The sequence below is a fragment of the Microcoleus sp. A6-C6 genome (assembly GCF_036705955.1).
In the GTDB taxonomy this organism is placed as follows: domain Bacteria; phylum Cyanobacteriota; class Cyanobacteriia; order Cyanobacteriales; family Microcoleaceae; genus Microcoleus.
This window is the reverse complement of the sequence record NZ_JAUBVR010000030.1, coordinates 47,395-74,380: the sequence shown is the minus strand read 5'-3', so window position 1 is coordinate 74,380 and position 26,986 is coordinate 47,395. Positions and strand designations below refer to the sequence as shown.

Annotated in this window: 27 protein-coding genes; 14 read left to right on the top strand and 13 right to left on the bottom strand. The window is 46.0% G+C overall.

The window, feature by feature from the left end:
* Positions 1-252: 252 nt before the first annotated feature.
* The 5 genes from QUB52_RS14395 to QUB52_RS14375 form a co-directional block, all read right to left on the bottom strand.
* Positions 253-1,053, bottom strand: coding sequence for a hypothetical protein (locus tag QUB52_RS14395; protein WP_332973468.1), 801 nt, complete (start codon positions 1,051-1,053; stop codon positions 253-255).
* A gap of 211 nt (positions 1,054-1,264) precedes the next feature.
* Positions 1,265-2,194: a S66 peptidase family protein gene (locus QUB52_RS14390; protein ID WP_332973472.1), complete on the bottom strand. Its 930-nt coding sequence runs from the start codon at positions 2,192-2,194 to the stop codon at positions 1,265-1,267.
* A 397-nt stretch (positions 2,195-2,591) separates the two neighbouring features.
* A complete protein-coding gene (map, locus tag QUB52_RS14385) occupies positions 2,592-3,353 on the bottom strand; it encodes a type I methionyl aminopeptidase (protein ID WP_332973466.1) in 762 nt (253 codons plus the stop codon).
* A gap of 43 nt (positions 3,354-3,396) precedes the next feature.
* Positions 3,397-4,476, bottom strand: a complete 1,080-nt coding sequence (locus QUB52_RS14380; protein WP_332973465.1) for a glycosyltransferase family 4 protein — start codon at positions 4,474-4,476, stop codon at positions 3,397-3,399.
* A gap of 241 nt (positions 4,477-4,717) precedes the next feature.
* Complete coding sequence (locus QUB52_RS14375; protein WP_265238819.1) at positions 4,718-5,575, bottom strand: HEAT repeat domain-containing protein; 858 nt, start codon at positions 5,573-5,575, stop codon at positions 4,718-4,720.
* Here QUB52_RS14375 and QUB52_RS14370 point away from each other — a divergent pair.
* Both QUB52_RS14370 and QUB52_RS14365 read left to right on the top strand, forming a co-directional pair.
* Complete coding sequence (locus QUB52_RS14370) at positions 5,574-5,765, top strand: hypothetical protein (protein WP_265238820.1); 192 nt, start codon at positions 5,574-5,576, stop codon at positions 5,763-5,765. The two genes, QUB52_RS14375 and QUB52_RS14370, sit on opposite strands and share 2 nt — an antisense overlap.
* A 708-nt stretch (positions 5,766-6,473) precedes the next feature.
* Entirely contained in the window at positions 6,474-8,321 is a 1,848-nt protein-coding gene (locus QUB52_RS14365) for a CapA family protein (protein ID WP_265238821.1), read from the top strand.
* 131 nt (positions 8,322-8,452) lie between these two features.
* Here QUB52_RS14365 and QUB52_RS14360 read toward each other — a convergent pair whose 3' ends face one another.
* Positions 8,453-9,544, bottom strand: coding sequence for a bifunctional heptose 7-phosphate kinase/heptose 1-phosphate adenyltransferase (locus tag QUB52_RS14360; protein ID WP_265238822.1), 1,092 nt, complete (start codon positions 9,542-9,544; stop codon positions 8,453-8,455).
* Between the two features lie 451 nt (positions 9,545-9,995).
* Positions 9,996-10,547, bottom strand: coding sequence for a response regulator (locus tag QUB52_RS14355; RefSeq protein WP_265238823.1), 552 nt, complete (start codon positions 10,545-10,547; stop codon positions 9,996-9,998).
* A 585-nt stretch (positions 10,548-11,132) separates the two neighbouring features.
* Here QUB52_RS14355 and lipA point away from each other — a divergent pair.
* Positions 11,133-12,089 (top strand): lipoyl synthase, encoded by a 957-nt coding sequence (lipA, locus tag QUB52_RS14350; protein ID WP_265238827.1) that lies wholly within the window; start codon positions 11,133-11,135, stop codon positions 12,087-12,089.
* 124 nt (positions 12,090-12,213) lie between these two features.
* Positions 12,214-12,360, top strand: coding sequence for a photosystem I protein PsaX (locus tag QUB52_RS14345; RefSeq protein WP_265238824.1), 147 nt, complete (start codon positions 12,214-12,216; stop codon positions 12,358-12,360).
* Between the two features lie 299 nt (positions 12,361-12,659).
* On the opposite strand, the gene QUB52_RS14340 is transcribed toward QUB52_RS14345, so the two are convergent.
* On the bottom strand, positions 12,660-13,025 hold the full coding sequence (locus QUB52_RS14340; protein ID WP_265233285.1) for a hypothetical protein: 366 nt from the start codon (positions 13,023-13,025) through the stop codon (positions 12,660-12,662).
* 339 nt (positions 13,026-13,364) lie between these two features.
* Positions 13,365-14,255 carry a carbohydrate ABC transporter permease gene (locus QUB52_RS14335; protein WP_332966662.1) on the bottom strand — a complete coding sequence of 297 codons (891 nt, stop codon included), beginning with the start codon at positions 14,253-14,255 and terminating at the stop codon, positions 13,365-13,367.
* 59 nt (positions 14,256-14,314) lie between these two features.
* Between QUB52_RS14335 and QUB52_RS14330 the strand changes: the two genes are divergently transcribed.
* The 3 genes from QUB52_RS14330 to QUB52_RS14320 all read left to right on the top strand — a co-directional run bounded on the left by QUB52_RS14330 (position 14,315) and on the right by QUB52_RS14320 (position 16,815).
* Complete coding sequence (locus tag QUB52_RS14330) at positions 14,315-14,899, top strand: GNAT family N-acetyltransferase (protein WP_265233287.1); 585 nt, start codon at positions 14,315-14,317, stop codon at positions 14,897-14,899.
* 142 nt (positions 14,900-15,041) lie between these two features.
* Positions 15,042-15,713: a phosphoribosylglycinamide formyltransferase gene (gene purN / locus QUB52_RS14325; RefSeq protein WP_265233288.1), complete on the top strand. Its 672-nt coding sequence runs from the start codon at positions 15,042-15,044 to the stop codon at positions 15,711-15,713.
* Positions 15,706-16,815 (top strand): class I SAM-dependent methyltransferase, encoded by a 1,110-nt coding sequence (locus tag QUB52_RS14320; protein ID WP_265233289.1) that lies wholly within the window; start codon positions 15,706-15,708, stop codon positions 16,813-16,815. Before purN ends, QUB52_RS14320 begins: the two co-directional genes overlap by 8 nt.
* Positions 16,816-17,026: 211 nt before the next feature.
* Here the strand turns inward: QUB52_RS14320 and QUB52_RS14315 are convergent, their stop codons facing one another.
* Both QUB52_RS14315 and rlmN read right to left on the bottom strand, forming a co-directional pair.
* Positions 17,027-17,713: an HAD family hydrolase gene (locus QUB52_RS14315; protein WP_332973463.1), complete on the bottom strand. Its 687-nt coding sequence runs from the start codon at positions 17,711-17,713 to the stop codon at positions 17,027-17,029.
* A 165-nt stretch (positions 17,714-17,878) separates the two neighbouring features.
* On the bottom strand, positions 17,879-18,994 hold the full coding sequence (rlmN, locus tag QUB52_RS14310) for a 23S rRNA (adenine(2503)-C(2))-methyltransferase RlmN (RefSeq protein WP_265233291.1): 1,116 nt from the start codon (positions 18,992-18,994) through the stop codon (positions 17,879-17,881).
* A 407-nt stretch (positions 18,995-19,401) separates the two neighbouring features.
* On the opposite strand from rlmN, the gene lgt reads away from it, so the two are divergent.
* The 4 genes from lgt to QUB52_RS14290 all read left to right on the top strand — a co-directional run bounded on the left by lgt (position 19,402) and on the right by QUB52_RS14290 (position 22,821).
* Positions 19,402-20,295: a prolipoprotein diacylglyceryl transferase gene (lgt, locus tag QUB52_RS14305; RefSeq protein WP_332973461.1), complete on the top strand. Its 894-nt coding sequence runs from the start codon at positions 19,402-19,404 to the stop codon at positions 20,293-20,295.
* A gap of 120 nt (positions 20,296-20,415) precedes the next feature.
* Positions 20,416-21,246, top strand: coding sequence for a precorrin-4 C(11)-methyltransferase (cobM, locus tag QUB52_RS14300; protein WP_332973460.1), 831 nt, complete (start codon positions 20,416-20,418; stop codon positions 21,244-21,246).
* Positions 21,247-21,321: 75 nt separating this feature from the next.
* Complete coding sequence (locus tag QUB52_RS14295) at positions 21,322-22,131, top strand: dienelactone hydrolase family protein (RefSeq protein ID WP_332966655.1); 810 nt, start codon at positions 21,322-21,324, stop codon at positions 22,129-22,131.
* 207 nt (positions 22,132-22,338) lie between these two features.
* Positions 22,339-22,821 carry a flavin reductase family protein gene (locus tag QUB52_RS14290; RefSeq protein ID WP_265233295.1) on the top strand — a complete coding sequence of 161 codons (483 nt, stop codon included), beginning with the start codon at positions 22,339-22,341 and terminating at the stop codon, positions 22,819-22,821.
* 63 nt (positions 22,822-22,884) lie between these two features.
* On the opposite strand, the gene QUB52_RS14285 is transcribed toward QUB52_RS14290, so the two are convergent.
* Positions 22,885-23,391, bottom strand: a complete 507-nt coding sequence (locus tag QUB52_RS14285) for a pyroglutamyl-peptidase I family protein (protein ID WP_332973459.1) — start codon at positions 23,389-23,391, stop codon at positions 22,885-22,887.
* A 212-nt stretch (positions 23,392-23,603) separates the two neighbouring features.
* On the opposite strand from QUB52_RS14285, the gene hisH reads away from it, so the two are divergent.
* Positions 23,604-24,239, top strand: coding sequence for an imidazole glycerol phosphate synthase subunit HisH (gene hisH, locus QUB52_RS14280; protein ID WP_265233297.1), 636 nt, complete (start codon positions 23,604-23,606; stop codon positions 24,237-24,239).
* A 176-nt stretch (positions 24,240-24,415) separates the two neighbouring features.
* On the opposite strand, the gene QUB52_RS14275 is transcribed toward hisH, so the two are convergent.
* Positions 24,416-24,661, bottom strand: coding sequence for a hypothetical protein (locus tag QUB52_RS14275; protein ID WP_332973474.1), 246 nt, complete (start codon positions 24,659-24,661; stop codon positions 24,416-24,418).
* Between QUB52_RS14275 and rsmD the strand changes: the two genes are divergently transcribed.
* Entirely contained in the window at positions 24,555-25,073 is a 519-nt protein-coding gene (rsmD, locus tag QUB52_RS14270) for a 16S rRNA (guanine(966)-N(2))-methyltransferase RsmD (RefSeq protein ID WP_332973471.1), read from the top strand. The two genes, QUB52_RS14275 and rsmD, sit on opposite strands and share 107 nt — an antisense overlap.
* Positions 25,074-25,277: 204 nt before the next feature.
* Positions 25,278-26,738: a phosphoglucosamine mutase gene (glmM, locus tag QUB52_RS14265; protein WP_265233421.1), complete on the top strand. Its 1,461-nt coding sequence runs from the start codon at positions 25,278-25,280 to the stop codon at positions 26,736-26,738.
* Positions 26,739-26,986 lie beyond the last annotated feature (248 nt).

Below are 26,986 nucleotides of genomic sequence, written 5' to 3'. Positions count from 1 at the left end.
TTAAGATATTTGTAGAATCAAATAAGTTATACACTGTCGAAAAATTAAGATTTACCGCAACTTATTGAGCGGATACGATTTTGCCACATCATTAATATTATTAATATACCAATAATCCTGAACGTATGAGTAGTCAGAAACCGGGTTTTTGTGAAAATACTTCCATAGTCGCGGTGTTTGGGGCGGGTTTTTGAGATGGTTGGTTTGACTCATTGATGGTTTGTAAAACCCGCCCCAACGAAACAAACGAAATTACCTAGTCACACACACTCCGCCTACAGATACGCGACATTGATCTCGACTTGGATCGAACCTGCTATCATCATTAGAGCGATCGAATCTACCATCATCATTCCTCGCCGAATCTAAATTCCTAGTCCGCGAATTGTAATAATAGTCTCCCTGCGGATACTGGCGAGTCGGTACAGCACAATACGTCCCGTCCCTGTCGGCATCATCAAATTTTACTCTTACCATAGTACGTCTGAGGCGACAGTCGATCGGGTTCAAGCCAAAATCATCCCGCAAAATCCGTTCTCCATCATAGCCACGGCTGTCTCGGCCCCTGTCGTTTCTGTCATCGCGCCTATTGCTAGTCCGTCTGTCGCCACCATCAATTCCCGCAACTTCCACCGTGTAGTTACCGCCCCTCGCAGCATCTTTCGCCAACACCAAAAGCTTGTAATCGCCGCTGCGGGGAATTTGATAATTAAAAGAACGGTCTTGGGTAAAAGCGACTTGCTTGTTGTTCCCGTAAAATAGTACCATCACGGGAGTAAAACCGCCACTTCTATCTGTATTTAAAAAGACTTCAATGTTGTCGCCTTCCCGCGCGCTGAAAGTATATTCTTGACCCCGCAATTCTTCCGTCGGATTTCCCGGTGTCCACATATTTCTGAAACGGTAAATCGGGGAAGTGCGGCGGATTACTCCATTTATGCGATCGTTATTTTGTATCTGTTCAGCAACTGCATTTGATGGAATCGCCGTAAGTGCCAATCCTGTAACTAGCACAGCGGCAGCAATACTGTTTAACAAGTTGTGTTTTTTCATGTCAACCTCTGGAAAGTTATAAAATTTTTTTGCATTCTTGTCGCGGACATTTGCATACACAATCCATTTTAAATGTAATTTCTGCCCACCGTCTCAACCATTAGTCTCAACTTTCGTTATTTTGGGGTGCGTCAGGGCTGATTTTTTTAACCGCAGACTAATAATTTTTCCCATGACGCACCCTACAAACTTATAGACGTTGATGCAGCTTTTAAAGTTGCGATGTATCCCCACAAATCAGCAATCCCGATTCACCGTCGATACTCGCCTCAATTCCCATCGGTAAAGCAGCGTTAACCCCTTCGTGGCCAAATGGCAAATCCGAGACAATCGGAATATTTAGGTTTAAAAGCCGATCGCGCAAAACCTCTTCAATGCTAAAACTAAGACTATCCGGGCCAACCTCGCAGCGACTAAAGCGCCCCAAAGCAATCCCCCGCACCCCAGCAAAAGCCCCGGCCATCCGCCACTGAGTCAGCATCCGATCGACCCTGTAAGGAGCCTCCGAAACATCCTCAAATGCGAGAATAGCACCTGTTAAATCCGGTTGATACGGGGTTCCGAGCAAATGAGTAGCCACCGTCAGATTCGCCGGAAACAACCGCCCCGAAGCCTTGCAACCAGCCCATCCCTTACCTTGCAAAGATTGTAAGGGACGGCCTTCGATATAGTCAAAAAGTCGATCAACAGACCAATCCGGTTCCGCGCCCAAAGTCGTCAGCATCGGCCCGTGAACGCCCCAAATGCCTAATTTATCGTCATTCCACAGCAAAGCCGTAATGTCAGAAAAGCCGATTAACCATTTCGGCGCATGGGAATCGGGAGTAGGAAACCCGGAATTTGCCCAATCTCCCACTTTGCCTTTTTCCAAAAGTCTAGTGCTACCGAAACCGCCTCTAGCACACAGAATACCGCGACAATCCGGGTCACTGAGGGCATCTGCAAGCTGTAGGACTCTGTTTTCGTCGGAGCCGGCCAAGTAGCCAGTGCGATCGGCAAAACCGGGTGTTAATTCAATGCGATAGCCGCGGGATTTCCAAATTTCCAAACCGCGTTCAAAATTAGTCAATTCTCGAAGCGCGCCACTAGGTGCAATCACGCGCAGCAAATCTCCCGGTTGCAGCCATTTCATGTTAGTTATTATCGAAGGAAGTTCGGCAACAGATTTTGTAGCGGATGTAACGGATGTAGGGTGCGTGGCTTGATAAAAATCCCTAGCTAAATACAGACAATCTCACAGCGACGCACCTGACAAACAGGGCTAATGTAAAAAAATCCCACACTTCTCTTTAGCCAAAGTTAGTAAAAATGGTGTCCTATCAATTCTGATTAATTTGAACCAATTCTGTAGGGGCGAGTTCACCAACAATCTGTAATTCACATCCAGAGTATTTATAAACTCGCCCCCACCCAACCAACCAACTCCGATTACCTGGCAATTTTTGGGGATTCTGCGATGGGGAGGGCGGGTTTTTGGACTCTGGGGTTTCATTTGAAATTCGGGTGAACCCGCCCCTACAAATTGCTACATTTAACACCTACGGCAAAGTCAAAATTTCCACCCCAGAATCAGTCACAGCTAGAGTGTGTTCAAATTGAGCCGAAAGCTTTTTATCCTTAGTGATAGCAGTCCAACCATCGGCCAAAATTTCCACATCCCAAGTGCCCTCATTAATCATCGGCTCGATCGTAAAAACCATGCCTTGTCTGAGCTTTTTTCCCGTCCCCCGCTTGCCGTAATGCAAAATTTCCGGTTCAGTGTGAAAAACGCGATGCACGCCGTGTCCCGCAAAATTTCGCACTACTGAAAAACCCTGGGATTCTGCATATTCTTGAATTGCTGCACCGATGTCTCCAGTACGAGCACCAGGCTTAACTTCCGCAATTCCTCTTCTCAGACATTCCTCAGTTACTTCAACTAACCTTTTAGCTATAGGTGAAGGTTCCCCAACAAAGAAAGTCTTAGAAGTATCGCCATGATAGCCATCAACTAAAGGCGTTACATCAATGTTAATAATGTCACCTTTTCTGAGAATTTGTTTCGCATTCGGGATGCCGTGACAGACAACTTCATTCACACTAGCGCACAGAGATTTCGGAAATCCTTTATAACCTAGCGGAGCACTTGTTGCGCCGTGCGCTAAAGTCCAACGTTCGGCTTCGTCGTTAATTGCCAGAGTGCTGACACCTGGTTTGATCATTGGTTCGAGATGCAGCAGAAGCTGAGCTGCTAAGCGGCCAGCTTGACGCATTTTTTCCACTTCTCTGCTCGATAAAAGCACTAAACGTTCAGTTGCCATAGTTTTTTTTCTGGTCTTTTGTTGTGGTTAATTAAGAGTTTATTTAACTCAATTTTAGAATAGATTTGAACCAGCTTTCAAAAAGATCGCCGGCAGCTTCTAAGTTGTATTCTACCTCTGCTTGTCGCCGGCAAGCGCTGCGGTCAATTTTGTCTAAACGGTCGATCGCACTTACCAACCCATTTACACTGTCAGGCTCCACTAAAAAGCCCGTCAGCCCGTCTCGAACAATTTCCGCCGGGCCCCCGCGCTCATAGGAAATCACGGGCACACCGCACGCTAAAGCCTCGATCGCGACATTTCCAAAAGCTTCCACCCAACGCGGTGTCATCAACAATGCTCGGCACTGACGGACTTGCTCTTGCATTTTGGTTGTTGTCAGAAACCCTAAATATTCTACCGGAGCATCCGGGTAATCTGCACAAATTCTTTGCCAATAATCCTCATCCTGCATTTTGCCCATAATTTTCAAGGGAATGCCTGTAATTTTCGCGACCGCCACTGCATCTTCTAAGCCTTTTTCCGGGGCGATGCGGCCTAGCCAAGCTAATTTTGGTTCCGGTTGGCTGCAAAATTCGTACAGCGATAAATCGATGCCACCGGTTCCCACTAACTGACACTCGCTAGCAAAGGCAAAGGTTTGGGCTTGGGTAAGGGTGCAAACTCCGAGTGTACCGGGAAATTTGGTGGTGATTTGTCCGGCGATGCGATCGAGCGATCGCGAAAGTGAGCCCATACTGATAAAATGTGCGATCGGAGTCTTAAAAAATGGTGTTAAATAAAATGGCAGCCAATCGTAGGCAAAGTTAACAATCAAATCCCATTTATCCTGAACATGGCGAGCATATTCCCACATATTCGCCAGCACAGAATCGGCCGGCATCACAATCGGATCGTGGTAATCTTGTGTTTGGGCCGTTACTTGCAAATCGCCCGCGATTTCGATAACTGGAATTGATTCTAAAACTGAACCTGTCGGTGCTACCACTGTGATTTTATGGCCTCGACGCTGCAATTCTTTAGCAGTGTTGAGCACTGTAAGTTCAACTCCGCCACCCAACCCAGAACCGAGTTGACCGACAGAAGTTGATAGAAACAATAATTTTAAAGAGTTATTAATCATTCGTTATTAGTCATTAGTCATTAGTCACTTATTTTAGCATATTATCAATAATCATAAAGTTTTCGTCGATCGATATAATAATTTTCCGATTGCAGTGCAAGCGTCCACACTCGTAATTAGTAATCACAATAAAACGTTATCATAATTTTCCGATGACCAATGACCAATGACCAATGCCCAATGCCCAATTCCCAATTCCCAATGCCCAATTCCCAATGCCCAATTACCCAATTCCCAATAACTAATCATCCCTCCCAGAGCGCGGATGAATGCGATTCAACTGATTAATAGCCCAGCGAGCAGTCTCCTGAACTTCTGCATCTGGATCATCCGTCGCACGGTGCAACAAGTAACTGATTTGATTCACCAATTCGTAAATCCGTGTCAAATCGCGAATCGCATTTTTCCGCACTTCCGGGTTTTCATTTTGCAAGGAAATTGACCAGGCATTATTCATGGGTTTGAGCGTGCGAATGCCAATTTCCGAAAGACTTGCCAGAATTAAACTGTACTGCTTAGAGTCAGAATTTCCTAGTAAATCCAGCAACGGCTCAACTGCTCTGGAATCTCCCTGCTGGCCGAGTTCCCAAATTGCTTTGCGCCTTTTTGCCGGATTTAAGTGCTGCAAATCTTCAATCAGTGCTTCAATAATATCAACTTTAGGTCTGCCATCTGTTTCTGGATGGGAAATATCTTTCTTCCGACTCGCTAGCGAATCGGCTCGATTAGCTGTTTCGGGAATATTGAAACCTGTGTCGCTGTAGCCGTTATTCTGAGTTTCCAAGGGCCAAGTGTCGGAATTAATTCGATCGCCCTCTACCCCCGCATCCTCCGATTCTAGTTCCCCAGATTCTAGGATAAACGGTAAAGGCAGATCAGTGTTTTCGACATTGTAGCCCTTGGGGAAATTCACAGGGTAGGGCAATGCTGGTAGCGGTTTTAGTCCCCCAGAAGAAACCTGTTGCTCTCGTGTTTCCCGCAAGTTTGTCTGCTGAGCATCGGGATTGGTGAATCGAGGGTTTCTTTGGTTTTGGCGATCGCCTCGAACCCGTCTTCGATTAGAATTATTTGACTCGCCACTGCTAACCAATTTCAGCATGATAAATACTGCCGCTGCCGTGACGACAACTGCGGCCAAACCCAACACTAACAATCCCCGCTGGTGCGACAAAATGACAATTATCTTGGAAATTGGTTTTGGGATTTTGGAATTGGATTTTGGCGGTTGGGACGGCTTAGATTTGTTTTTATTGGGCGCTGGAGAGGGTTTTTGGGGATTGGAGTCCTGACTAGAGTCCGGGGGAGAGTCCGCCTGAGCAATTTCTTGAGAAACAACCTGGTAGGAAGCATTGACAATCTGTTGCCTTCCGTCCGCACTTGGACTGAAGGCAGCGCCCAGACAGGCAATGCAGGTGAACAAACATACAGTGGAGCGGTAGTGCGCCATAAGACTCAATCGGGGTTTTGAGAGGCAACGCCGCATGACGAGCTTTAGTGTAACCTTGAGTTAGCTCGATCCTAGCTGCTATGCGCCCAACTAACTCACAAATACCACGCTTTCTCGCAAAAAATTCTGGTTTGAGGTGGCAGCGAGCCGGATCTCATTAACACAATTGCGTCAATAACGGCGGCTGCGCATAAAGCAGGGGCATCTTTGAAAGTTGATTGCCAGCGAAGCCTCCCCTACCTGCTATGCAGACGCTGCGAGGCTGGCGATTGTTGCTCGCTGCTCACTCAGTGCCATCACCTGTGAGTTTAACTGTTTAGTCGCTGCTGCGCCGCTTTTGTCTTAATTTTAACGGGTACTCGGACAAGGGGGATTGGCAGTGGCAACGAGAAATCTGGTTTTTGAGTGTATTTTGACCTGCTAAACTGAATATTTTCACTATGTTTATTTGTATTTACATACTTAAGTTAAATCGATCGCCATTTAATCATGTTTCGCCAAATCTGATATAAGATCGAGCTAAATTTATCGTGTGAGAGTAGAGGCATTTGTGAGCCAACAAGATATCTTAAATTTAGCAAAAGAAGGCGACCCAAGGGCGATCGCATTTCTGATCGGCCAAGCACTCCAAACCTTCGGCGTCACAGCTAAAGGCAGCTTGGAAAATGAAACCCTGCACCTGCTGCTGGAAGCAGAACAATTGCCCGCAGAAGAAGCCTGTCTCCGAGTCACAGTCAAGGGGTTGCAGCGGTTGCAACCAAAAAACATTTACGGAGTAACCGTTTACGGGCGGAAAGAAGGCCAACAATTGCCCGCTTGGACTCAGACAGTAGAATTAAAAAAACGCTTGGCTAGTGCACGCCTAACCGTAGCCGCACCAGTGAGTGTAGCAGCACCCGCAACTGTAGCCCCTGTCAAAATTGCTGTAGGTGTCGCCAGTGTAGCCACTGCCCCAATTCCTGTAGCCTTACCAAAGCTAGAAACACCTCAAAAGATCACAACCCCACCCATTCAAATACCAGAAAAATCCCCCCGCACATCCTATAGAATCCCAACTCCCAAACCCAAAAAACAACGCCAACAAAAGGTATCACAGCCTCCAGATAGAATCCCAACTCCCCAACCCAAAAAACAACGCCAACAAAAGGTATCACGGCGGCCAGATTTAGCCAGTCCTAAAAATAAAAAATCTTGGCTGTCAGTCGGTACTCTCAGCCTGATTTTCATACCGATAGCAGGCTTTGTACTCGGTTCTCAATTCAATAAATCCTCAACCACCGCTACGATTAACCCTGTTACCTCAAAGCCTGCGGTACAAAAAGTAAGCGCGGCCAAGCCATCCCGCAAGGAATCAATCCCAGCGTCAGCATCAGCCAAACCCGCTCCCAAATCGCCATCCCAGGCAGCAAAAATACCTGCCAATCTGCCCGCAACTGTCAGCATCAAAGCAGTTGGCGACATGATCCCCGGCACCAATTTTCCTTACAACAAACTGCCACAAAATAAGGAGCGTCTATTTGAATCGGTAAAACCGTACCTTCAAGGAGCCGACATTTTGTTTGGCAATTTTGAAAGCACGATGACCGATTACCCTTACAGTTCCAAAGGAGTCAGCGGACGAATGTTGTTTGCCTTTCGGACTCCTCCGAGTTATGCCAAAATCTTCAAAGATGTTGGTTTTGATATTTTGAATATTGCCAACAATCACTCTTACGATTTTAACGAGCAGGGATTTAAGGACACGATTAAAAACATCGACAGCAACGGCATGAAAGCAGTTGGTAAAAGGAACCAAATTGTTTATCAAAATGTCAAAGGCGTAAATGTTGCTTTTATCGGTTTCAGCAACTACGGCGAAGTTCACAATTCCTTGCTGGAACTGCAAGCGGGGGCAGAACTTGTCAAAAAAGCGAAGCAAAACGCCGATATTGTAGTGATATCCGTTCATGCGGGAGCTGAAGGAACTGGAGCTCTGAATGTCAAAAATAAAAACGAGTTTTTTTACGGAGAAAACCGGGGAAATATGGTTTTGTTTTCGCGAACGATGATTGATGCGGGAGCAGATTTAATTTTAGGACATGGCCCGCACGTTACCAGAGCTATGGAACTTTACAAAGGCAAATTGATTGCTTATTCCCTGGGCAATTTTATGGGTTATCGCACTTTGTCCACAGCGGCAGAACTCGGTCAATCTCTGATTTTGGATGTGAAAATGACTCCGCAAGGGGATTTTGTTTCTGGTAAGATTATCCCCGTGGAACTTGACAAGCAAGGTATTCCGTCTGTCGATCAAGATTTGAGGACGGTGGGGTTGATTCGCCGTTTGACAAAGAGCGATTTTCCGAATACTGGTTTGACGATTGATGACAAGGGACAAATTTTGAAGAAGAGTAAGTAGTCAGTAGTCAGTAGTCATTGGGCATTGGGCATTGGGCATTGGGCATTGGGCATTGGTGATTGGTAACAACAGTCAACAGTCAACAATAACCAATAACCAATGACCAATTACCAATGACCAATAACAACTGACTACTCGTCAACCATCGTTTTCAAAGCTTCTTTCATTTCCTCCGCAGTCGTCGTCGCCGTACCGAATTGACGCACGACAATACTAGCAGCTAAATTGCCCAAAACTGCCGCTTCCCAACCGGATGCACCGACGCACAAAGCTAAAGTCATTGCCGCTACGACTGTATCTCCAGCACCGGTTACGTCGAATACATCAGTCTTGTTAAAAGGGGGAATATCCCAGCTTTGAATGGCAAATTCCCCGTTTTCACAAGTGGATGTTGGAGGGGGTGAATTTTTGATTGGTTCGCCGTTCACCCTTTCAAACAAACTCATCCCTTCTTCGCCGCGAGTAATCAGGATTTTTTGAGCTTGAGTTAAGTTCAATAAATCGCGTCCTGCTTGCATTAAAGTTTGAGGATTTTTGATCGCATATCCGACTGCTTGCTCGGCTTCTGGCAAGTTCGGAGTAAACAGCATCGCTCCAGAATATCGCTGCAAATCTGTTTGAGCGTCTACGATTGTTTTGCCGGGAACTACTGCTGATTCGATCGCCAAACGAGTCAAAACTCCGTCACCGTAGTCAGAACAAACCACCGCATCGACTGTCGGGATTTGCTGCCGGATGTAGTCTGCCAATTGCAACTGCAAATCTAAATTCGGCAACTCATCAGATTTGCGATCGACTCGGACAATTTGCTGAGTCACTGACTGTCGCGCGTGCCCGGAAATTCGAGTTTTGGTGACAGTTGGACGCTGCGAATCGATGAAAATCCCGCCCGTATCAATTCCCGCCGCCTCAAAAATACCGCACAAAGCCTTTCCCTGGTCGTCTTTTCCTACCAAACCGGCAACTTTGACTTTGCCTCCCAGTTTGGCTAAATTGTAGACAGCATTTGCGCCACCTCCGGGTAATTGCCGAGTATTTTCGTAGCGCAAAATCAACACAGGTGCTTCGCGGGAAATTCGCTCTACTTGTCCGGTAAGAAACTCGTCCAAGGTCAAATCTCCGATCGCTAATACCTGCGCTCGATCGAAGCAGTCTAATCTTTTCAACAATTGCTCAGTTGAGGCACGCAGTTGAGGCAAAAAATCGGAATAGTCGTTAGTCATTAACCAAAAAAATGAGACTGAGGAGTTGATAGTTGAGCGTGGCACGAACGTTCATTCAGTTGACAGTTGACAGTTGACAGTTGACAGCTTGAGGGCGACCTCTACCTAAAAGGAAGAGGATTGGAGTAATGAATAGTCTTCTTCTAATTTCTCCCTACAAGGGTTCAAGCTTTAAACCAATTTTTTCTGTAATTAAAAATCTGAATTAAGATTAATAATTGATTTCCTCCCTGGTTTAATTTTCAACTTTCAATTGATTTTCTCACTAGAATTTTGAGAAACTCATTGCAAGCTGTTGGCGATCGCACACGCTCAACAAAATTGGCAAAAAAAGCGGATACAAGTACAAGCGAGCACATTGATACTTAATAAGAAGTTGCACTGTGTGGAAGTTTCCTTCTACATAAGTGCCTTCTACATAAGTGCCTTCAAGAAACAAAGGACAGCAGAATTATTTTGCTTTCATCTGCTTGATGATCGTAATCACCTGAGTCATTTGTTTTTTGAGTGTATCAATTTCCGCTTGCATTTTCGCCATTTGCTGAGTCATCGCCTGAATGTCAGCGCCACCCGCTCCAGAGCTGGGTGCAGCAGCGCCAGGGGCTTCTGGTACTGGTTTCTTTTTGGCCAGTACCATCGCCGATTTGATCGCCTCGGTTAGCTGCTTCTTCTCAAAGGGTTTAGCGATGAATGCAAAGAAATGTTTCTCGAAGGGTTTCGGAATTTTCTCCATCACCTCTTCTTCGCGGCCCGACATGATCACCAAAGGTATCTTGGAAAGCTCAGGATGGGCTTGCACTTTTTGATACACTTCCCAACCGCTGACTTTGGGCAGTAGAAAATCTAACATAATTAGATTCGGTCGGGCTTGACGGATCAGTTTGAGTCCCTCTTCGCCGTCTTTTGCTTCTAGAACTTCAAAGTTACCCTGAGGCAACATCTCTCGAACTCGAACGCGGATGACTTTACTGTCATCGATTACCAAGATTTTTTGACCAGCCACGACTGACTCCTTCAGTAATGAGTGTTGACGGTCTCAGGGCCGGGGCCACTGAGATTTTTGAATAGATCAGAAACCAATATTCAAAGGCATTGTCAAGGTGCCTCGCTTTCGCTCAAAACAACTATCTTTCGATGCTGCAATCGCGCTTACGTTATCCTTTTCAAATGCTTTCTGGGTCTATCACTTTCGCTAGTTCGGTACGCTCCCCATCCTGCTGTTACTCGCTCTTTTTGTGTAACGCATTGAGGCGCTTACTAAGTGGCCGGAATTTCTCCGTACTAGGATAGTTCGTCACGCAGACAGATTTACTTAGTCGCCTCTAGATTATAGATCGCAGACTACCGGGACTAAAGTCCCCGGAGTCGCTTTGCTAGGAAGGACTGAAGTCTCTGAGGAAAGCCGCGAACCGTGTGGTCTTGTGATTTGCAACCTTCAGTATATCTCTAAGAGAATTCTACCTAGAATTCTGCGCTAGTTGAGTTTTGCTGCCACCTCGCGCGCGATTCTGATGGCGAGGCTGCTACAAGTTCAGGGACTTTGATTTCGGATACGATCGACTATATTAACTCAATGCCACTTAATTTTATGTCGCCCCAAACTCCTCAAACTCTTACTGTCAAACCAACTGCCGCTCAAATGCGGGGGGAAATCGAGGCGATGCCGGAGTGGTTGCGCAGGCCCATTGGCAAAGCCAGCGAACTTTCCGAAGTGCAGAAAATTATTAAACAGCGGCAAATTCACACAATTTGTGAGGAGGGCAGATGTCCCAACCGGGGGGAGTGCTACGCCCAAAAAACGGCGACTTTTTTGTTAATGGGGCAGACTTGCACCCGTGCTTGTGCTTTTTGTCAAGTAGATAAGGGTCATTCTCCGATGCCCCTTGACCCGGAGGAACCGCAGAAGGTGGCCGAGGCGGTGCAATTGTTGGGTTTGCGCTATGCCGTGCTGACTTCGGTGGCGAGGGACGATTTGCCGGATGGGGGCGCGGGTTGGTTTGCGTTGACGATCGCCCAAATCCGCCACTTAAACCCCGATACTGAAGTTGAGGTACTAACGCCAGATTTTTGGGGAGGAATGGGGAGGAGTTCAGATGGGGAGAATTCCGGCTTGGATCAGTTGCAGCGAGAGCGGGTTCGGACGGTGGTGGAGGCGAAACCGGCTTGTTACAACCACAATATTGAGACGGTGCGACGGTTGCAAGGGCCGGTGCGGAGGGGGGCTAAGTACGATCGCTCGATCGACGTTTTGCGAATTGTCAAGCAATTTGACCCAACCATTCCCACCAAATCCGGTTTGATGTTGGGGCACGGGGAAACGGAGGCCGAGGTTGTCGAAGCGATGGTTGATTTGCGGGATGCCAAGTGCGATCGACTCACCCTCGGTCAATACATGAGACCATCTCTAGAACACCTCCCAGTACGCAAATACTGGACACCAGCCGAATTTGACCGTTTTGGGTCGATCGCCAGGGAGATGGGGTTTGAGCGCGTGCGATCGGGGCCTCTCGTCCGCAGTTCCTACCACGCAGGAGAGAGCCATTGAAATCAATCTTTATTTAACTCGGTATAAACTCCTAGTTACAAAAAATAACACTAAAGGATTGTGTCATGTGCGACGCTCTCTGCTATTTGTGAATACAGTGACTTATGAATTAGGAGCTTGAATCATGGCAGAGATAGCAAAGAACCAATTAAAATCCGACTCCGTGATGAAAACGGGCAAATTCCCTTACACCTTTCGCGCGGCCTGGTTTTTGGGGCTGTTAGCGATCAATTTTCTGGTTGCAGCCTATTATTTCCATATCATTGAATAGTTCTGCAAGTTGACTTTTAGCAGACCCTGCTTTTGGGTAGCTCAAAGTCGGAGACGGGGAGAGTGGGGGAGAGTGGGAGAGGGGGAGAGGGGGAGAGGGGGAGAGTGGGAGAGGGGGAGAGTGGGAGAGGGGGAGACTTTTTCCTTTTTACTTCTTCGCTTTTTCTTCTGACTATTTCCCTCGTCATTCTTCCTCATAATTCTTCCTCATAATTCTTCCTCATAATTCTTCCTCGTCCTTCTTCCTCGTCCTTCTTCCTTCTTCCCTCTTCCTTCTTCCCTCTTCCTTCTGACTAATAACTAGCGATTTCTCGACGATTCTAACTTAGACAACCGCTCTTTAATTTTGAGCACATCCTGCTTAGTTTCAATTGCCAAAGTTGCTAAATTGTCAAACATCGGGTCTCCCGAAAGCATTCTAGAATTTGTCCTGCCCGAACCAGGGCGGTTTGGAGACTGAGGCCGGTTCACTCCAGAACCTTGAGACTGCAAACTGTAGATTTGTCCCCGGAGTTCAGCAATTTGACCTTCTAATTGAGTAATCCGAAAGTCTAATTGACTGGTCGATTGAGCTGGCGTAAAAATTGGCGAAATAGTAATTGCTAACAAGCAAGCAAGACACAGAAGACAGATTTTTGTGGCGCGATGGCGAATAATTTTTGGCATAGCTTGAATGATTTAAATTATACCATTTGTACAATAACAAATCGCTGATATTTTTGCTCTCTATCAGAAGTATGTTTTATGCCAACTAGGAACGTATTATTTGCATTAATATCAAAAGTTACCAATATTTTGTCGCTTAACATGAGCCTCTCGATCCCCCCTAACCCCCCTTGAAAAGGGGGGGACAAGAGCTTCAAAGTCCCCCTTTTTAAGGGGGGACAAGAGCTTCAAATTCCCCCTTAACAACGGGGGATTTAGGGGGATCTACACTCAGATCAAAGCGAGATTTGTGATGGATTTTAGTCTTAACTTGACACCAATAGCTGTGTCCCTACCTAATTAAGAATCTTCGCCCCAAACTTTTAGCTGAACATAAACTAATATCAAAGCTATAGCCATCAGAAAAGTTGCGGCTGCGGCTGCATAGCCAAAATCAAATTGCGAAAAAGCTTGCTCGTAAATATAATAAACTAGCAAATTAGTAGAGTTCAAAGGGCCGCCGCCGGTGATGACGTAAACTTGCTCGAAACTCCGCAGGGTAAAAATAGCTGTAGTCACCGTAGCGAATACTAAAGTCGGCCGCAAACCGGGTAAAGTGATGTACCAAAATTGTTGCCAAGCATTAGCTCCATCCAATTCGGCTGCTTCGTAACGATTTACCGGAATTGCTTGCAATCCTGCTAAAAATACTACCATATTAAAGCCTAATTGTTTCCAAACACTGAGCAAGATTATGACTGGCATTGCCCAAACTGTGCTACTCAGCCAAGGAATTGGATTTAAGCCGATCGCACTTAGCATACCATTCACCGGGCCATCGGTTTGAAACAACCACCGCCAACCCAAGCCAACAGCAACCAAAGAGGTAATCGAAGGGATAAAATAAGCAGTGCGGAGAGCTCCGCGCCAAGCAAACGAGCGATTTAGCAAAACTGCCAAACCCAACGGAATGACTAAACTGGGAATGACTGTGGCGGTAGTAAAATAGATCGTGTTTTGGAGAATTTGCCAAAAATCCGGGTTTGTGATGAGGCGCGAGTAGTTCTTCAAACCAATCAAACGGACTCCCGACTGGGTAAAGCTGCCGCTGGTAAAGCTGAGGTAGAATAAATAGGCGATCGGCAAAATCAAAAAAGTACCCAAAAACAGTAAAGCTGGGGCTAGAAATGTCCAAGCTGCGATCGATTCATTGTCCAACCAGTTAAAACGCCCAGATTTCATCGGAACCATTGGCTTATAAATTTTAGCTTTTAGTTTTAAATGGTATCACAATATAGGTCAATCTCACAATGAATCTTCTCGATATATTGGCGAATTTACCCACTATAGAAACTGAAAGGCTCCTGCTCCGAAAAATTACCTTAAACGATGCCAGTGATATGTTTGAGTATGCCTCAAATCCCGAAGTATCAGAATACACAATGTGGTCAACTCATGTCTCCATCGAAGACACTAAATACTTTCTCAAGTCTCTGACAAAAATGTACAAAAAACGAGAGCTTGTAGATTGGGGAATTGTCCACAAAGCTGAGAAGAAATTGATCGGTACTTGCGGATTTGTGGAATGGAGCATGACGCACAGCCGCGGGGAAATTGGCTACGCACTTTCTGGGAGATATTGGGGCGAAGGATACATGAGTGAGGCTGTCAATGCAATTATTGAATTCGGGTTTCGGGAAATGTTGTTAAATCGAATTGTGGGTAGATGTGAAGTTAACAATATTGCTTCGGCGAGGGTGATGGAAAAGGTGGGGATGCAATTGGAAGGGATTTTGCGACAGCAGCTATTTGTTAAGGGCAGATATTGGGATCTCAAAATTTATTCGATTCTCAGGGAAGAGTTTTTTAATAATGTTGTTGTAGAATCTAATTGATTATTTTTGATAGTATTTAAGTTGATCCACCTAATTCAAGGTAAAATACGGATCGCTAAAAAGCTTTCTATGTCTGTCTTCTTCCTTCTTCCTTCTTCCTTCTTCCTTCTTCCTTCTTCCTTCTTCCTTCTTCCTTCTACTTATGACACTTAATCAAGCATCTGCTAATTCCTTCCCTAGCCTGATTTCTCCTGAGATTAGCTTTCCTTCTACCTCTCCGGCTCATCCGCCCTTAAAATTAGGAATTTTAGCTTCAGGTAGCGGCAGCAACTTCGAGGTAATTGCCGAAGCCATCCAAAAGGGACAACTTAATGTTCAAATCCCAGTATTAATTTACAACAATCCCGAAGCGAAAGCCGCGGCCAGAGCTAAAAAATACGGCATTCCCTCGATTATGCTCAATCACCGCGATTGCAAAAGCCGCGAAGAATTAGATACAAAAATTGTTAAAACTTTCCAATCTCATGATGTAGAATGGGTAGTGATGGCAGGTTGGATGCGTATCGTCACCAAAGTTTTGCTCGATGCTTTTCCAGACAAAGTTATTAACATTCACCCCAGTTTGCTGCCGAGTTTCCCAGGAATTCGCGCCGTCGAACAAGCACTCGCCGCCAAGGTGAAAATCACCGGATGTACGGTGCACATCGCTCATTTGGAAGTAGACAGCGGGCCGATTTTAATGCAGGCTGCTGTGCCGATATTGCCTGATGATACGGCTGAAACGCTGCACGCGAGAATTCAGGTGCAAGAGCATAAAATTATGTTAGGCGCGATCGCACTTATTGCCGAATCCCATCAAAAACATTGTGACTAAAAACCTTGCCAGTGCTGCATCTGTCCCCGAATTGCCCGTCAGCGACTCACCCGAAAGTGGCCCGCCGCTGACTGATTCTAATCGCCTGAAATTAATACTCAAAGAAAGGCTGAAAAAGAACATCGGCATCAAGGGAGAATTTTATCTGCCTTGCTTGCCATCAATGTTAGACGACTATTTTAAATTACTCTCAGACTTCCTAAATATCCTCGGACAAAACCTCGACGCTGCTCAATCCGAAAACTTGCGAACATTAATCGCCAACGCCTTAGTAGAAGGATTCAAAAATTCCCCCCACGCTAATCTCATAGTCTCATACTTTCCCGCCAATTCCCAAACCGGTTTAGCAGGCGGCATTACTCTCAATACCAAGATTGAAGTCGAATCAATGGCCCAGAAATATCATAGCTGGCCGGATATTCGTCCCGAACCTTTATTTGGTAGCCATCCTGATGCCAAAGTCATCGCTATTGCCGCCGAATTAGGCCAACCGGGTAAAGCAGCTATTTTAGATGTCGGTGCGGGCCCAGGGCGCAATAGTCTGCCTTTAGCAAGGTTAGGACATTCCGTGGATGCGATCGAGCTAACGCCCATATTTGCCGAAAAACTATCATCCGCAGCCACCGCCGAAAATTTGCCGATAAATGTCACCCAAGGCGACGTTTTAGATCCATTATTGAGGATGCAAACCTATCGGTATAAATTAGCGATTGCTACCGAAGTTCTCTCCCACTTCCGCTATCCCGAACAAGTCCGCTTATTCCTCGGCAAAATGTCCGATGCTGTGTTAAGTGGCGGCTTTATACTATTCAGCACTTTCTTAGCCGTCGATGGGTACGAACCCGATGAGATGGCAAAACAAATGTCTGAATTGTGTTGGTCTTATTTAATTACCAGACAAGAATTGCAAGCAGCAATCGAGGGTTTACCGTTAGAAATTATTTCTGATGAATCGGTGATTGAATACGAACAAAAACATTTGGCTGATTCTGCGTGGCCGCCGACTCCTTGGTTTGTGAGTTGGGCCAGCGGGCGCGATTTATTTCCAGTGCAAGAAACGCCGCCGTTGGAGTTGCGGTGGATACTGGTTAAACGCTTGTAGAGAGTAGTGCCTGTGTCAGATTGTAGCTGCTTGATGATTGATAAAATAACGCACTCGCTCCGCATCATACGACAAATTTTAGCTAGTAAGGTGCGTCAGATTGTAGCTTGTCGATTTTTGATAAAATCACGCACTCGCTCCGCACCCTACGGCAATTTTTCCTAATCTACCTAGTTTTATTTTTGGTTTTTCTTTAAATATGCTTTTGGCACTAAAGCATCTCTTTCAAACTTGATAAATCAAAATTTTTTGTGCCCTGATAGTCAAAATACTTGCCTTTTCTATCGACTAAAACTGTTTTAATTCCCAACTGCTCAGCTCCCTCAATATCATCTTCCATTGAGTCACCAACCATTAAAACTTGTGATGGTTCTATATTTAAATCATTCATAACAAATTCAAAAACTTTACAGCTAGGTTTGCAAAGGCCAATTTCTTCACTAATATAGATTTTCTTAATATATTGAGCTAGCTTTAAAGCCTTGATTTTATCCCTTTGCCCGTCCGAAGGTTCATTTGTAAGAATAGCAGTATTAATTTCTTTTTCTTCTAAAGTTTTTAGTAAGGGAATCACATCATCAAATAATGTTATTGCGTGATTAGCCTCTTTCATGTAAATAGAATTCAGTGCTGAAGAAAACGCTAAAGGATTTTGGTGAGCGCCTTGTATAACATCAGCATAGCGACGCAACCTATACTCGTCCCTTGAAATAACTCCATTAATAAATTGTCGGAACAACGTAGGTTCTATCAAGCTATAACTATTCCAGAATTGATTAACATCTATCCCAGATAATTCAATAACTCGATTAACAAGACTTATTGCGTTTTTTTTAGCTTTCTGATAATCACAAAGTGTATCATCTAGATCAAAAATGACGTATTTTATTATAGTCAATTATTTCTTCTACCCTAATTGTTCATCCCAAATTATACAAAGTCCAACACCAACTGTTCCCGATCGATATAGCTCGTAGTAGGGTGCGTCAGATCGTAGCTTGTCGATTTTTAATAAAATCACGCACTCTGACGCACCCTACGAGAATTTTTCGAGGTGAAAAATCTAATTCTCAATCTCAGAAGCCCGCAATTGTCCGCAGGCTGCATCGGCTTCTAAGCCGCGAGAATACCGCACACTAACTGCAATTTTCTTCTCCTTCAAAACCGTAACAAAATTGTTGATTCGATTGGGAGTTGGTCGCTGATATTCAGCTTCCTGAATCGGATTGTAAGGAATCAAATTGACGTGACACTGAAAACCTCGCAACTGACTTGCTAACTCGGCTGCGTGTTCTGGTAAGTCATTTACATTAGCTAACAGCACGTATTCAAAGCTTAATCTGCGTCCAGTCGATCGCACATACTCGCGGCATTCTGCCATTAACTCACCCAAAGGATAAGGGTGGGCGCTAGGAATCAACTCTTCGCGCAGTCTTTGATTGGAAGCGTGGAGGCTGACGGCGAGGGTAACTTGCAGTTGATGTTCGGCTAGTTGCGTGATGCGATTGCGGATTCCGACTGTGGAAATGGTGATGTTTCGCTGTCCAATTCCTACGTCTTGATTCAAACACTTGACAGCAGCTACGACGTTATCGAAATTCAGCAGCGGTTCGCCCATACCCATAAATACGATGTGGCTGACTCGGCGGCCGAAATCTTGCTGTACTGTCAAGACTTGATCGACAATTTCGTTTACTTCTAAATTGCGCTTGAAACCGCCTTTACCCGTAGCGCAAAAATCGCAGCCCATCGCGCAGCCAACTTGCGCCGAAACGCATACTGTCAGCCGTTTGTCGGTGGGAATGCCGACGGTTTCAATGATTTGACCGTCTGCTAATTTTAGGAGATACTTTACTGTGGCATCCGGTGCGACCGATCGCAAATGAATAGTCGATCGCCCGATCGGGATTTTAGCAACAGTCTCGCGCCACTGTTTCGAGAATACAGAAATATCGGAGAGCGATCGCGCCCCTTTCTCATAAATCCATTGGTACAACTGCTTTCCGCGATAAGCCGGTTGTCCCTGCTGCTGTACCCACTCCGTTAACTCAGCCAAACTCGCGCCCAGCAAAGGCGGAATTTTACCAGACTCAACAGCCAAAGCAGCAGTCTTGCGAGACTGATTCGCATCCCTGGAATTACCAGAAGAGTACACCTGAGAAACGGAAGTAGAAGGCATAGGTCATCAGAAAATTTACTGTCACTCTATATACTAAAACTTCTCGACCAAAACTGCCGAGAATCCTCCTCAAGGTACTTATGCAGAAGACCGGGCGGTTGAAACCGCGTCTATACAGACAAAACCCGATCTCAGAGGGGTTGAAGACCGGGCGGTTAAAATTGCGTTACTTTCTTCAGTCCCTCTGAGCTCGGACTTCGTTCGTGTAGACGCGGTTTCAACCGTACGTCCTCATTTGTGTAGACGCGGTTTCAACCGTACGTCCGATCTGTCCGCAACCAAGTTAAATTTTGGCAAAATTCCCGAAATATTGCATCTAAATGACCGCAGCCACCTAAAATAAACTCTGTAGTTTGTTAAAGGGTGTGCAAATTTGACAGCTTTCCAACACAATTAATGCAATTTCTATGGCGCTAAATATTCTCGCCCTACCCCTAGGGTTTCAATTTACATCCCCAGGCCCGATTATCTTTCAACTCGGCCCCGTAGCTATCCGTTGGTACGGGCTGTTGATAGCTTCTGCCGTCTTGATTGGAGTCAGTCTGTCTCAATATTTGGCCGAAAAGCGCCGCGTTAACCCAGAATTGTTGGGCGATTTAGCAATTTGGTTGGTTTTGGGTGCTATTCCCTGCGCTCGAATTTACTATGTGGCTTTTGAGTGGCAGCAATACGCCCAGAGGCCTGAAGATATTCTGGCGATTTGGAAAGGCGGAATTGCCATTCACGGGGCGATTTTGGGCGGCACGATTGCAGCTTTAATTTTTGCGAAAATCCAGCGAGTTTCTTTTTGGCAATTAGCAGATTTAGTAGCGCCTTCGGCAATTCTTGGTCAGGCGATTGGACGCTGGGGAAATTTCTTTAACTCCGAAGCTTTTGGCAGTCCTACGGATTTGCCTTGGAAACTCTATATTCCGCCAAACAGCCGCCCGATCGGCTACGCTAATTTTGAATACTTCCACCCCACATTTCTCTACGAATCTTTGTGGAATTTGACAGTATTTGGGTTGCTTCTAACTTTATTTTTCCGCGATTTGCAGGGCAAAATTCGCTTAAAAACTGGTGCTTTGTTTTTGGTTTACATCGCAGCTTACAGTTCCGGTCGAGTCTGGATTGAAGGGTTGCGAACTGATAGTTTGATGTTTGGGCCGCTGCGGACGGCGCAAATGGTAAGCTTGACTGGGATTGTTTTAGGATTGGGTGGGTTGGCTTGGCTTTATTTGCTCGATCGACCTTTGCCAGATGTGATATCAGCCACGGGCGATCGGGCAAATTCCACTCACAAATCCCCAGAGGATCAATAAAAAACCCCAGAGAGGTTAGTCTCTAGGGTTCAAACCAGGGTGCATCTACCATCCCTTACTTCCAGCCAAAATAGGTGCATCCGGAAGCGCCGGTAAATTTAGCAAACTTTTTTAGCAGCCATGAGTTTGACAGAGATTCCATCCCTAATTCCAGGGGTATACATTGTAGGTGCAGGCCCCGGAGACCCGGATTTGTTGACTGTTAAGGCTCAAAAACTACTGGCTGCGGCCGATGTCATATTATTTGCCGATTCTCTAGTCCCTGAGCAAATTTTGGAGGGAGTGCGCGCGGATGCTGAAGTGATCCAAACAGCGGATAAGACTCTCGAAGAGATTGTACCTTTGATGGTGGAGCGAGTGCGCGCCGGCAAAAGCGTCGTTCGTCTCCATTCCGGCGATCCCTGTCTCTACGGCGCAGTCGGTGAACAAATGCACGCTTTGGCTGAAGCGGGAATTGCTTTTGAGGTAATTCCGGGAATTAGTGCTTTCCAACTTGCGGCAGCTAAACTTAAAATTGAGTTGACAGTTCCGGGAGTTGTGCAGACAATTATTTTGACCAGAATTAGCGGCCGCACTGAAGTACCAACACGCGAAGAATTAGCGAGTTTAGCGGCTCATCAAGCGAGTTTGTGTCTGTATTTGAGCGCGCGCCATGTCGATCGAGCTCAAGCTCAGTTGATGGAACATTACCCATCGGATTTACCAGTGGCGATTTGTTATCGTTTGGGCTGGCCGGATGAAAAAATTGTCCTAGTTCCTCTTGACAAAATGGCGATCGCTACTCGCGAACGTAATTTGATCAGAACGACGATGTATGTGATTAGTCCGGCTTTGGGTAAAGAGGCCCAAGGGCGATCGCGCTTGTACCATCCAGAGCACGATCGGCTTTTCCGATCGAAGGAAGAAGGAAGAAGGAAGAAGGAAGAAGGAAGAAGGAAGAAGGAAGATTAATTCCCGATTACCAATTACCAATTACTAATTACCAATTACCCATTACCCATGAAAGATTTAACTCGCAGAGAATTTATGACTATCACCGCATTAACCGCCGGATTTGCCTTAGCAGTTCATCCGATTGCGGCTGCCGTTATCAATACGGATGCTGCTGGTTTAGTTGCAGGTGAGGTAAAAATTCCGGTAAAAGATGGCTCAATTCCAGCCTACAGAGCAATGCCCGCTACTGGGAGCAATTTTCCAGTAATTTTAGTAATTCAAGAAATCTTCGGAGTTCACGCCCACCTTCAAGATATTTGCCGCCGTTTTGCTAAATTGGGCTATTTAGCGATCGCCCCAGAAATGTTTGCCCGTCAAGGTGATGTTTCTAAAATCACCGACATTCAAGAAATTATTAGTACAGTTGTCTCCAAAGTTCCCGACGCTCAAGTTATGTCCGATTTAGATGCTACCGTAGAGTGGGCGCAAAAGTCAGGAAAGGGCAATATTGATAAGTTGGGAATTACCGGATTTTGCTGGGGAGGGCGAATTGTTTGGATGTATGCCGCCCACAACCCAAAAGTCAAAGCTGGCGTGGCTTGGTACGGGCGTTTGGTTGGCTCTTCTACGGCTTTGACTCCCAAACATCCGATAGACATTGCAGCAACTTTGAAAGTGCCTGTATTGGGGCTTTACGGCGACAAAGACGAGTCAATTCCCAACGATACCGTCGAGAAAATGCGGCAAGTTCTCAAAACAGGCAGCAGCGGTTACGAAATTGTGCTTTATGCAGATACGCCGCACGGTTTTAACGCTGACTATCGCCCCAGTTACCGGGAAAAAGAAGCTGAGGATGCTTGGAAACGGATGCAAGATTGGTTTAAGAAGCACGGAGTTGTTTGAGAGTTTTAAATGTTGAGTTGTGAGTTAAAATTTACTAGCTTCTCGCTTAAAAATGTTTAGTTAACGAACCGCGAAGACGCGAAAAGCGCGAAGTTAGAGAAAGAAGAGAAAAAGGTAATATTGCCGATCGCTCTTAAGACAGTTGGGTTTGTGAGCCGGACATTGGTAAACTGGGCTGTGTAGAATTATCGATCGACAGGTAAGCCCGTGTTAGACGAACAAGCTAAAAAGACCATCCTCCGCAAAATCCCTCACGGATTGTACATCTGCGGTGTCAAAGACGGGGAGGAAGTCAACGGTTTCACCGCTAGCTGGGTGATGCAATCTTCCTTTACCCCTCCCTTAGTCGTCAATTGCGTCAAGCAAGACTCCAAATCCCACGCCATGATCAAAGCCAGCGGTGTCTTTGCTTTGAGTTTTCTGGAAGAGGGACAAAAAGAGTTAGCCCAGAAATTCTTTAAGCCGCAGCGCCGCGTTGGCAATAAATTTGAGGATGTAGAATTTTATGCTGGGGCGGAAACTGGCTGTCCGATTATTTCGGACTCTCTGGGTTACATCGAGTGCAATGTTGTCGGTGCTGTGGAACACGGGGATCACACGGTTTATGTGGGAGAAGTTATCGGTGCAGGGGTTCACCGCGAGGGATCTCCGTTGCAGTTAGAAACCACTGGTTGGAATTACGGCGGTTAAAGACTTGGCAGTTGGCAACTGGCAGTTGGCAGTTGTCAGTTGTCAGTTGTCAGTTGTCAGTTGTTAAGAAAGGCGAGTTAAAATTAATAAAAAATCGGCGATAATTTTGTCGGCATTTTCTTCTGTCAAAATTGGTACGTGTACGAAAATACATTTGGTGCTAAGTTGAGAATCTGCAAGGTGTTTTAAAACCGCATAATATAGGGCTTCGCATACAAATTTTCCGGCTTCGTGACTGATTTCTGTGGTTGCTAAATCAGCGATTAATGATTCGAGATTGACTGCTGTTTTCAGCATATCTGTATCGCAGCAAGCGCAGGATTCTATGGTTAATTTTTGTCTGCTTTCTGCCATGCCGCAGCAGATAATGGTGTCGGGTTGGATTTGGTTGATTTGGGCGATCGCCAAATTGGGCGCTGACTGAAAATCTACGGGCAGTTTCCTCAAAAAAGTTAGGGAATCAGGCAAAGATTGAATTTGAGAAATCTTGGCTAATAAGTCGTCAGAAGAGTTGGATTTTTGATGGGGAAGCCAAGTATTAAATGATGTTAATAAAAATTTGGTAGTCATAAATGATTGGGAATTGGGAATTGGGCATTGGGCATTGGGCATTGGGCATTGGAAGTAACAAATAACCATTCGACCCTTCGACTACGCGAGCGGGGACAGCACTAATGACTAATGACTAATGACTAATGACTAATGACTAATTACTAATTACTAATTACTGATGACGTTTTGTGCAATAATACCGCTATCGATCATATAAGGCAAGTAAGTCAATGTCTGTCATCGCAGTAGTAGACTATGACATGGGCAATCTGCACTCGGTCTGTAAAGGCTTGGAAAATGTGGGTGCAGTGCCAAAAATTACGGATTCTCCGGCTATAATCGAGCAGGCGGATGCGGTGGTTTTGCCGGGAGTGGGTTCGTTTGACCCGGCAATGCAGAATTTACGATCGCGCAATTTGATAGAACCGATAAAAAGTGCGATCGCGTCGGGGAAACCTTTTTTAGGCATTTGTTTGGGTTTGCAAATTCTGTTTGAAAGTTCCGAAGAAGGCGTAGAACCGGGATTGGGCGTGATTGCGGGAAAAGTACGCAGGTTTCGCTCGGAACCGGGGTTGACAATTCCACACATGGGATGGAATCAATTGGAATTTGCTCAGCCGAATCTGCCACTATGGGAAGGTTTACCCTCTGAACCTTGGGTTTATTTCGTGCATTCTTATTATGTTGATCCGGTTGATTTGGAAGTGCGATCGGCAATGGTGACTCACGGTAGTCAAAATGTGACGGCGGCTATCGCTAAAGGCAATCTGATGGCTGTGCAATTTCACCCGGAAAAGTCTTCGACTACGGGATTGCAAATGCTGTCAAATTTTGTCAGTCTGGTGAGGGCAAAGGTAGCTGCTTAGGCGATTTGTGCAAAACCCGGTTTGTGGTATGAACCGGGTTTTTAGAGTTTTCAAGGATACCATGATCGAAAAAAAATGCAACTGTAAATCTGCTCCAAACCCATATCCAGTAATTCATCCATAATTCTAAATTTTGAAATAGTAAATCTACCTAATTCAACGTAAAATACGGATCGCTAAAAAGCTTGATGTCTTCTTCCGTCTTCCGTCTTCCGTCTTCCTTCTTCCGTCTTCCTTCTTCCTTCTTCCTTCTTCCTTCTTCCTTCTTCCTTCTTCCTTCTACTTATGAGTCTGAGAATTTGCGGCAACCGCCAAATCAAAACTCTGCCGGGACTGGCAACTCGCCCGACACTGGCGCGAGTCAGAGAGGCTTTATTTAATATTTGGCAGGGGACGATCGCAGATTGTAGATGGCTTGACATTTGTACCGGCAGTGGTTCGATGGGTGCAGAGGCTTTGTGTCGCCAAGCCGCAAGTGTTACTGGTATCGAACAGTCGGCGAAAGCTTGTGCAATTATCCGCGAAAACTGGGAAAAAATAGCAGATTCTTCTCAAGAAGTCCAAATATTGCGGGGAGACGCGATCGCAAAATTGACGGCACTAGCGGGACAGCAGTTCGATCGCATTTACTTCGATCCGCCCTACGCCAGCGACTTGTACGAACCTGTGTTAAATGCGATCGCCAGCCAAGAAATGTTAGCACCACACGGCGAAATCGCGATCGAACACAGCCCGGAGCGATCGACACAACCGATACCCGGCCTAGAAATTTGCCGCCAGAAAGTGTACGGCAATACAGCATTAACCTTCTATAGCCCAATACGGTTCCGATAAGAAGACGGGGCGGTTGAAACCGTACGTCTTATCTTCAGTCCGCGGAGGCGGACTTCGTTTGTGTAGACGCGGTTTCAACCGCCGTCTTATTGTCAACTGAACTGAGCAATCCCCGAAATAAATCGAGTTTACGCTGAAAATAAAGACTTTCAGTTGTAACATAAGTTGCAAAGTGTGAGTGTGAATATTCCTAAAGGAGTGAATATGGTTCAGACACCTTCGCGCCATCGTGGTAGCGAATTTCCGGCTGCTAACTCAGTACAGCCAGCCAAACGCGATAGTATTCTGTTGGGAAATAGCCTCTCCCTACCAAATACTAAACTCTTTGGCACAGACGGCATTCGCGGGAAAGTTGGAGAATTGCTGAATGCACCCCTAGCCCTGCAAGTTGGCTTCTGGGCTGGACAAATTATGCGCCAAAATGCCCCCAACCAGGGCCCGGTTATTTTAGGGCAAGACAGCAGGAATTCCAGCGATATGCTGGCAATGGCACTGTCAGCGGGTTTGACAGCAGCCGGTTTGGAAGTGTGGAATTTGGGATTGTGTCCGACTCCCTGCGTTGCTTATCTGGCAAGCATTTCGGATTCTGTCGGCGGTGTGATGATTTCGGCTTCTCACAATCCCCCAGAAGATAACGGGATTAAGTTTTTTGGCTCAAACGGCTCTAAGCTGTCGCAGCAGTTGCAGGAACAAATCGAAGCGGGAATCCGGGGGGCTAAGGTTCCGGTTGCTAGTTTTGCTTTGGGACAACACTACCACCGCCAGGAGTTGGTGAAAGATTATGCTGCTTCTGTCTCTGATTCGCTGCAACAGATGAATTTGTCGGGAATGCGGGTGGTTTTGGATTTGGCCTGGGGGGCGGCGGCGGGTTTAGCGCCGGCGGTGTTCGAGCAAATGGGGGCGGATGTGATCTGTTTGCACAACTCTCCAGATGGATCTCGCATTAATGTTAACTGCGGTTCTACTCATCTCGAAAGTTTGCAAGCGGCGGTTTTGGAACACAATGCTGATTTGGGATTTGCTTTTGACGGTGATGCCGATCGAGTTTTGGGTGTTGACAACAAAGGTCGATCGATTGATGGCGATTACATTCTTTATCTGTGGGGCCGGCAGTTGCGCGACTCCGAACAGTTACCGGATAATTTAATTATTTCTACTGTAATGGCTAACCTCGGCTTCGAGCGAGCTTGGGAAGAATTGGGGGGAAAACTAACTAGAACGAACGTGGGAGATCAGCACGTTCATGCTGAAATGCAGCGCACGGGTGCGATGTTGGGCGGCGAACAGTCGGGGCACATTCTTTGTCCGCATTTCGGTATCAGTGGCGATGGTTTGCTGACAGCTTTGCATATAGCTTCGCTGGTGCGCCAATCCGGGGAATCTTTAGCGCAACTGGTCAGCGGCAGTTTCCAAACTTATCCGCAGTTGCTGGTAAATGTGCGGGTGGACGATCGCGAAAAACGGCTAAGATGGCACGAGTGCGAACCCATGCAAAAGGCGATCGATCGTGCTAACACTGCAATGGGAGAACAGGGACGGATTTTGGTTCGCGCTTCTGGCACTGAACCCCTGATCCGAGTTATGGTGGAAGCTGCCAACGCCGAATTGGCTAATTTCTGGACTGAAAATTTAGTCTTAGCTGTTCAGAAACACATAGCTATTTGATGGAAGAAGGAAGAAGGAAGAAGGAAGAGGGAAGAAGCCTTCATCGTGTCAACTTAAGTCGGAAATCCTTTGTATCTCTCGTTTATCGCCGAGGCCTGATCCCCCTAAATTCCCCGGATAGTCGGGGAACTTTGAGAATATTCTTGTCCCCCCTTATTAAGGGGTTCCAGGGATATCTAGGCCTCGACAATAAACATTAGGCTAATATTAAGCTTGAGATTAAGTTGACACAAATGGCAAGAATCCTC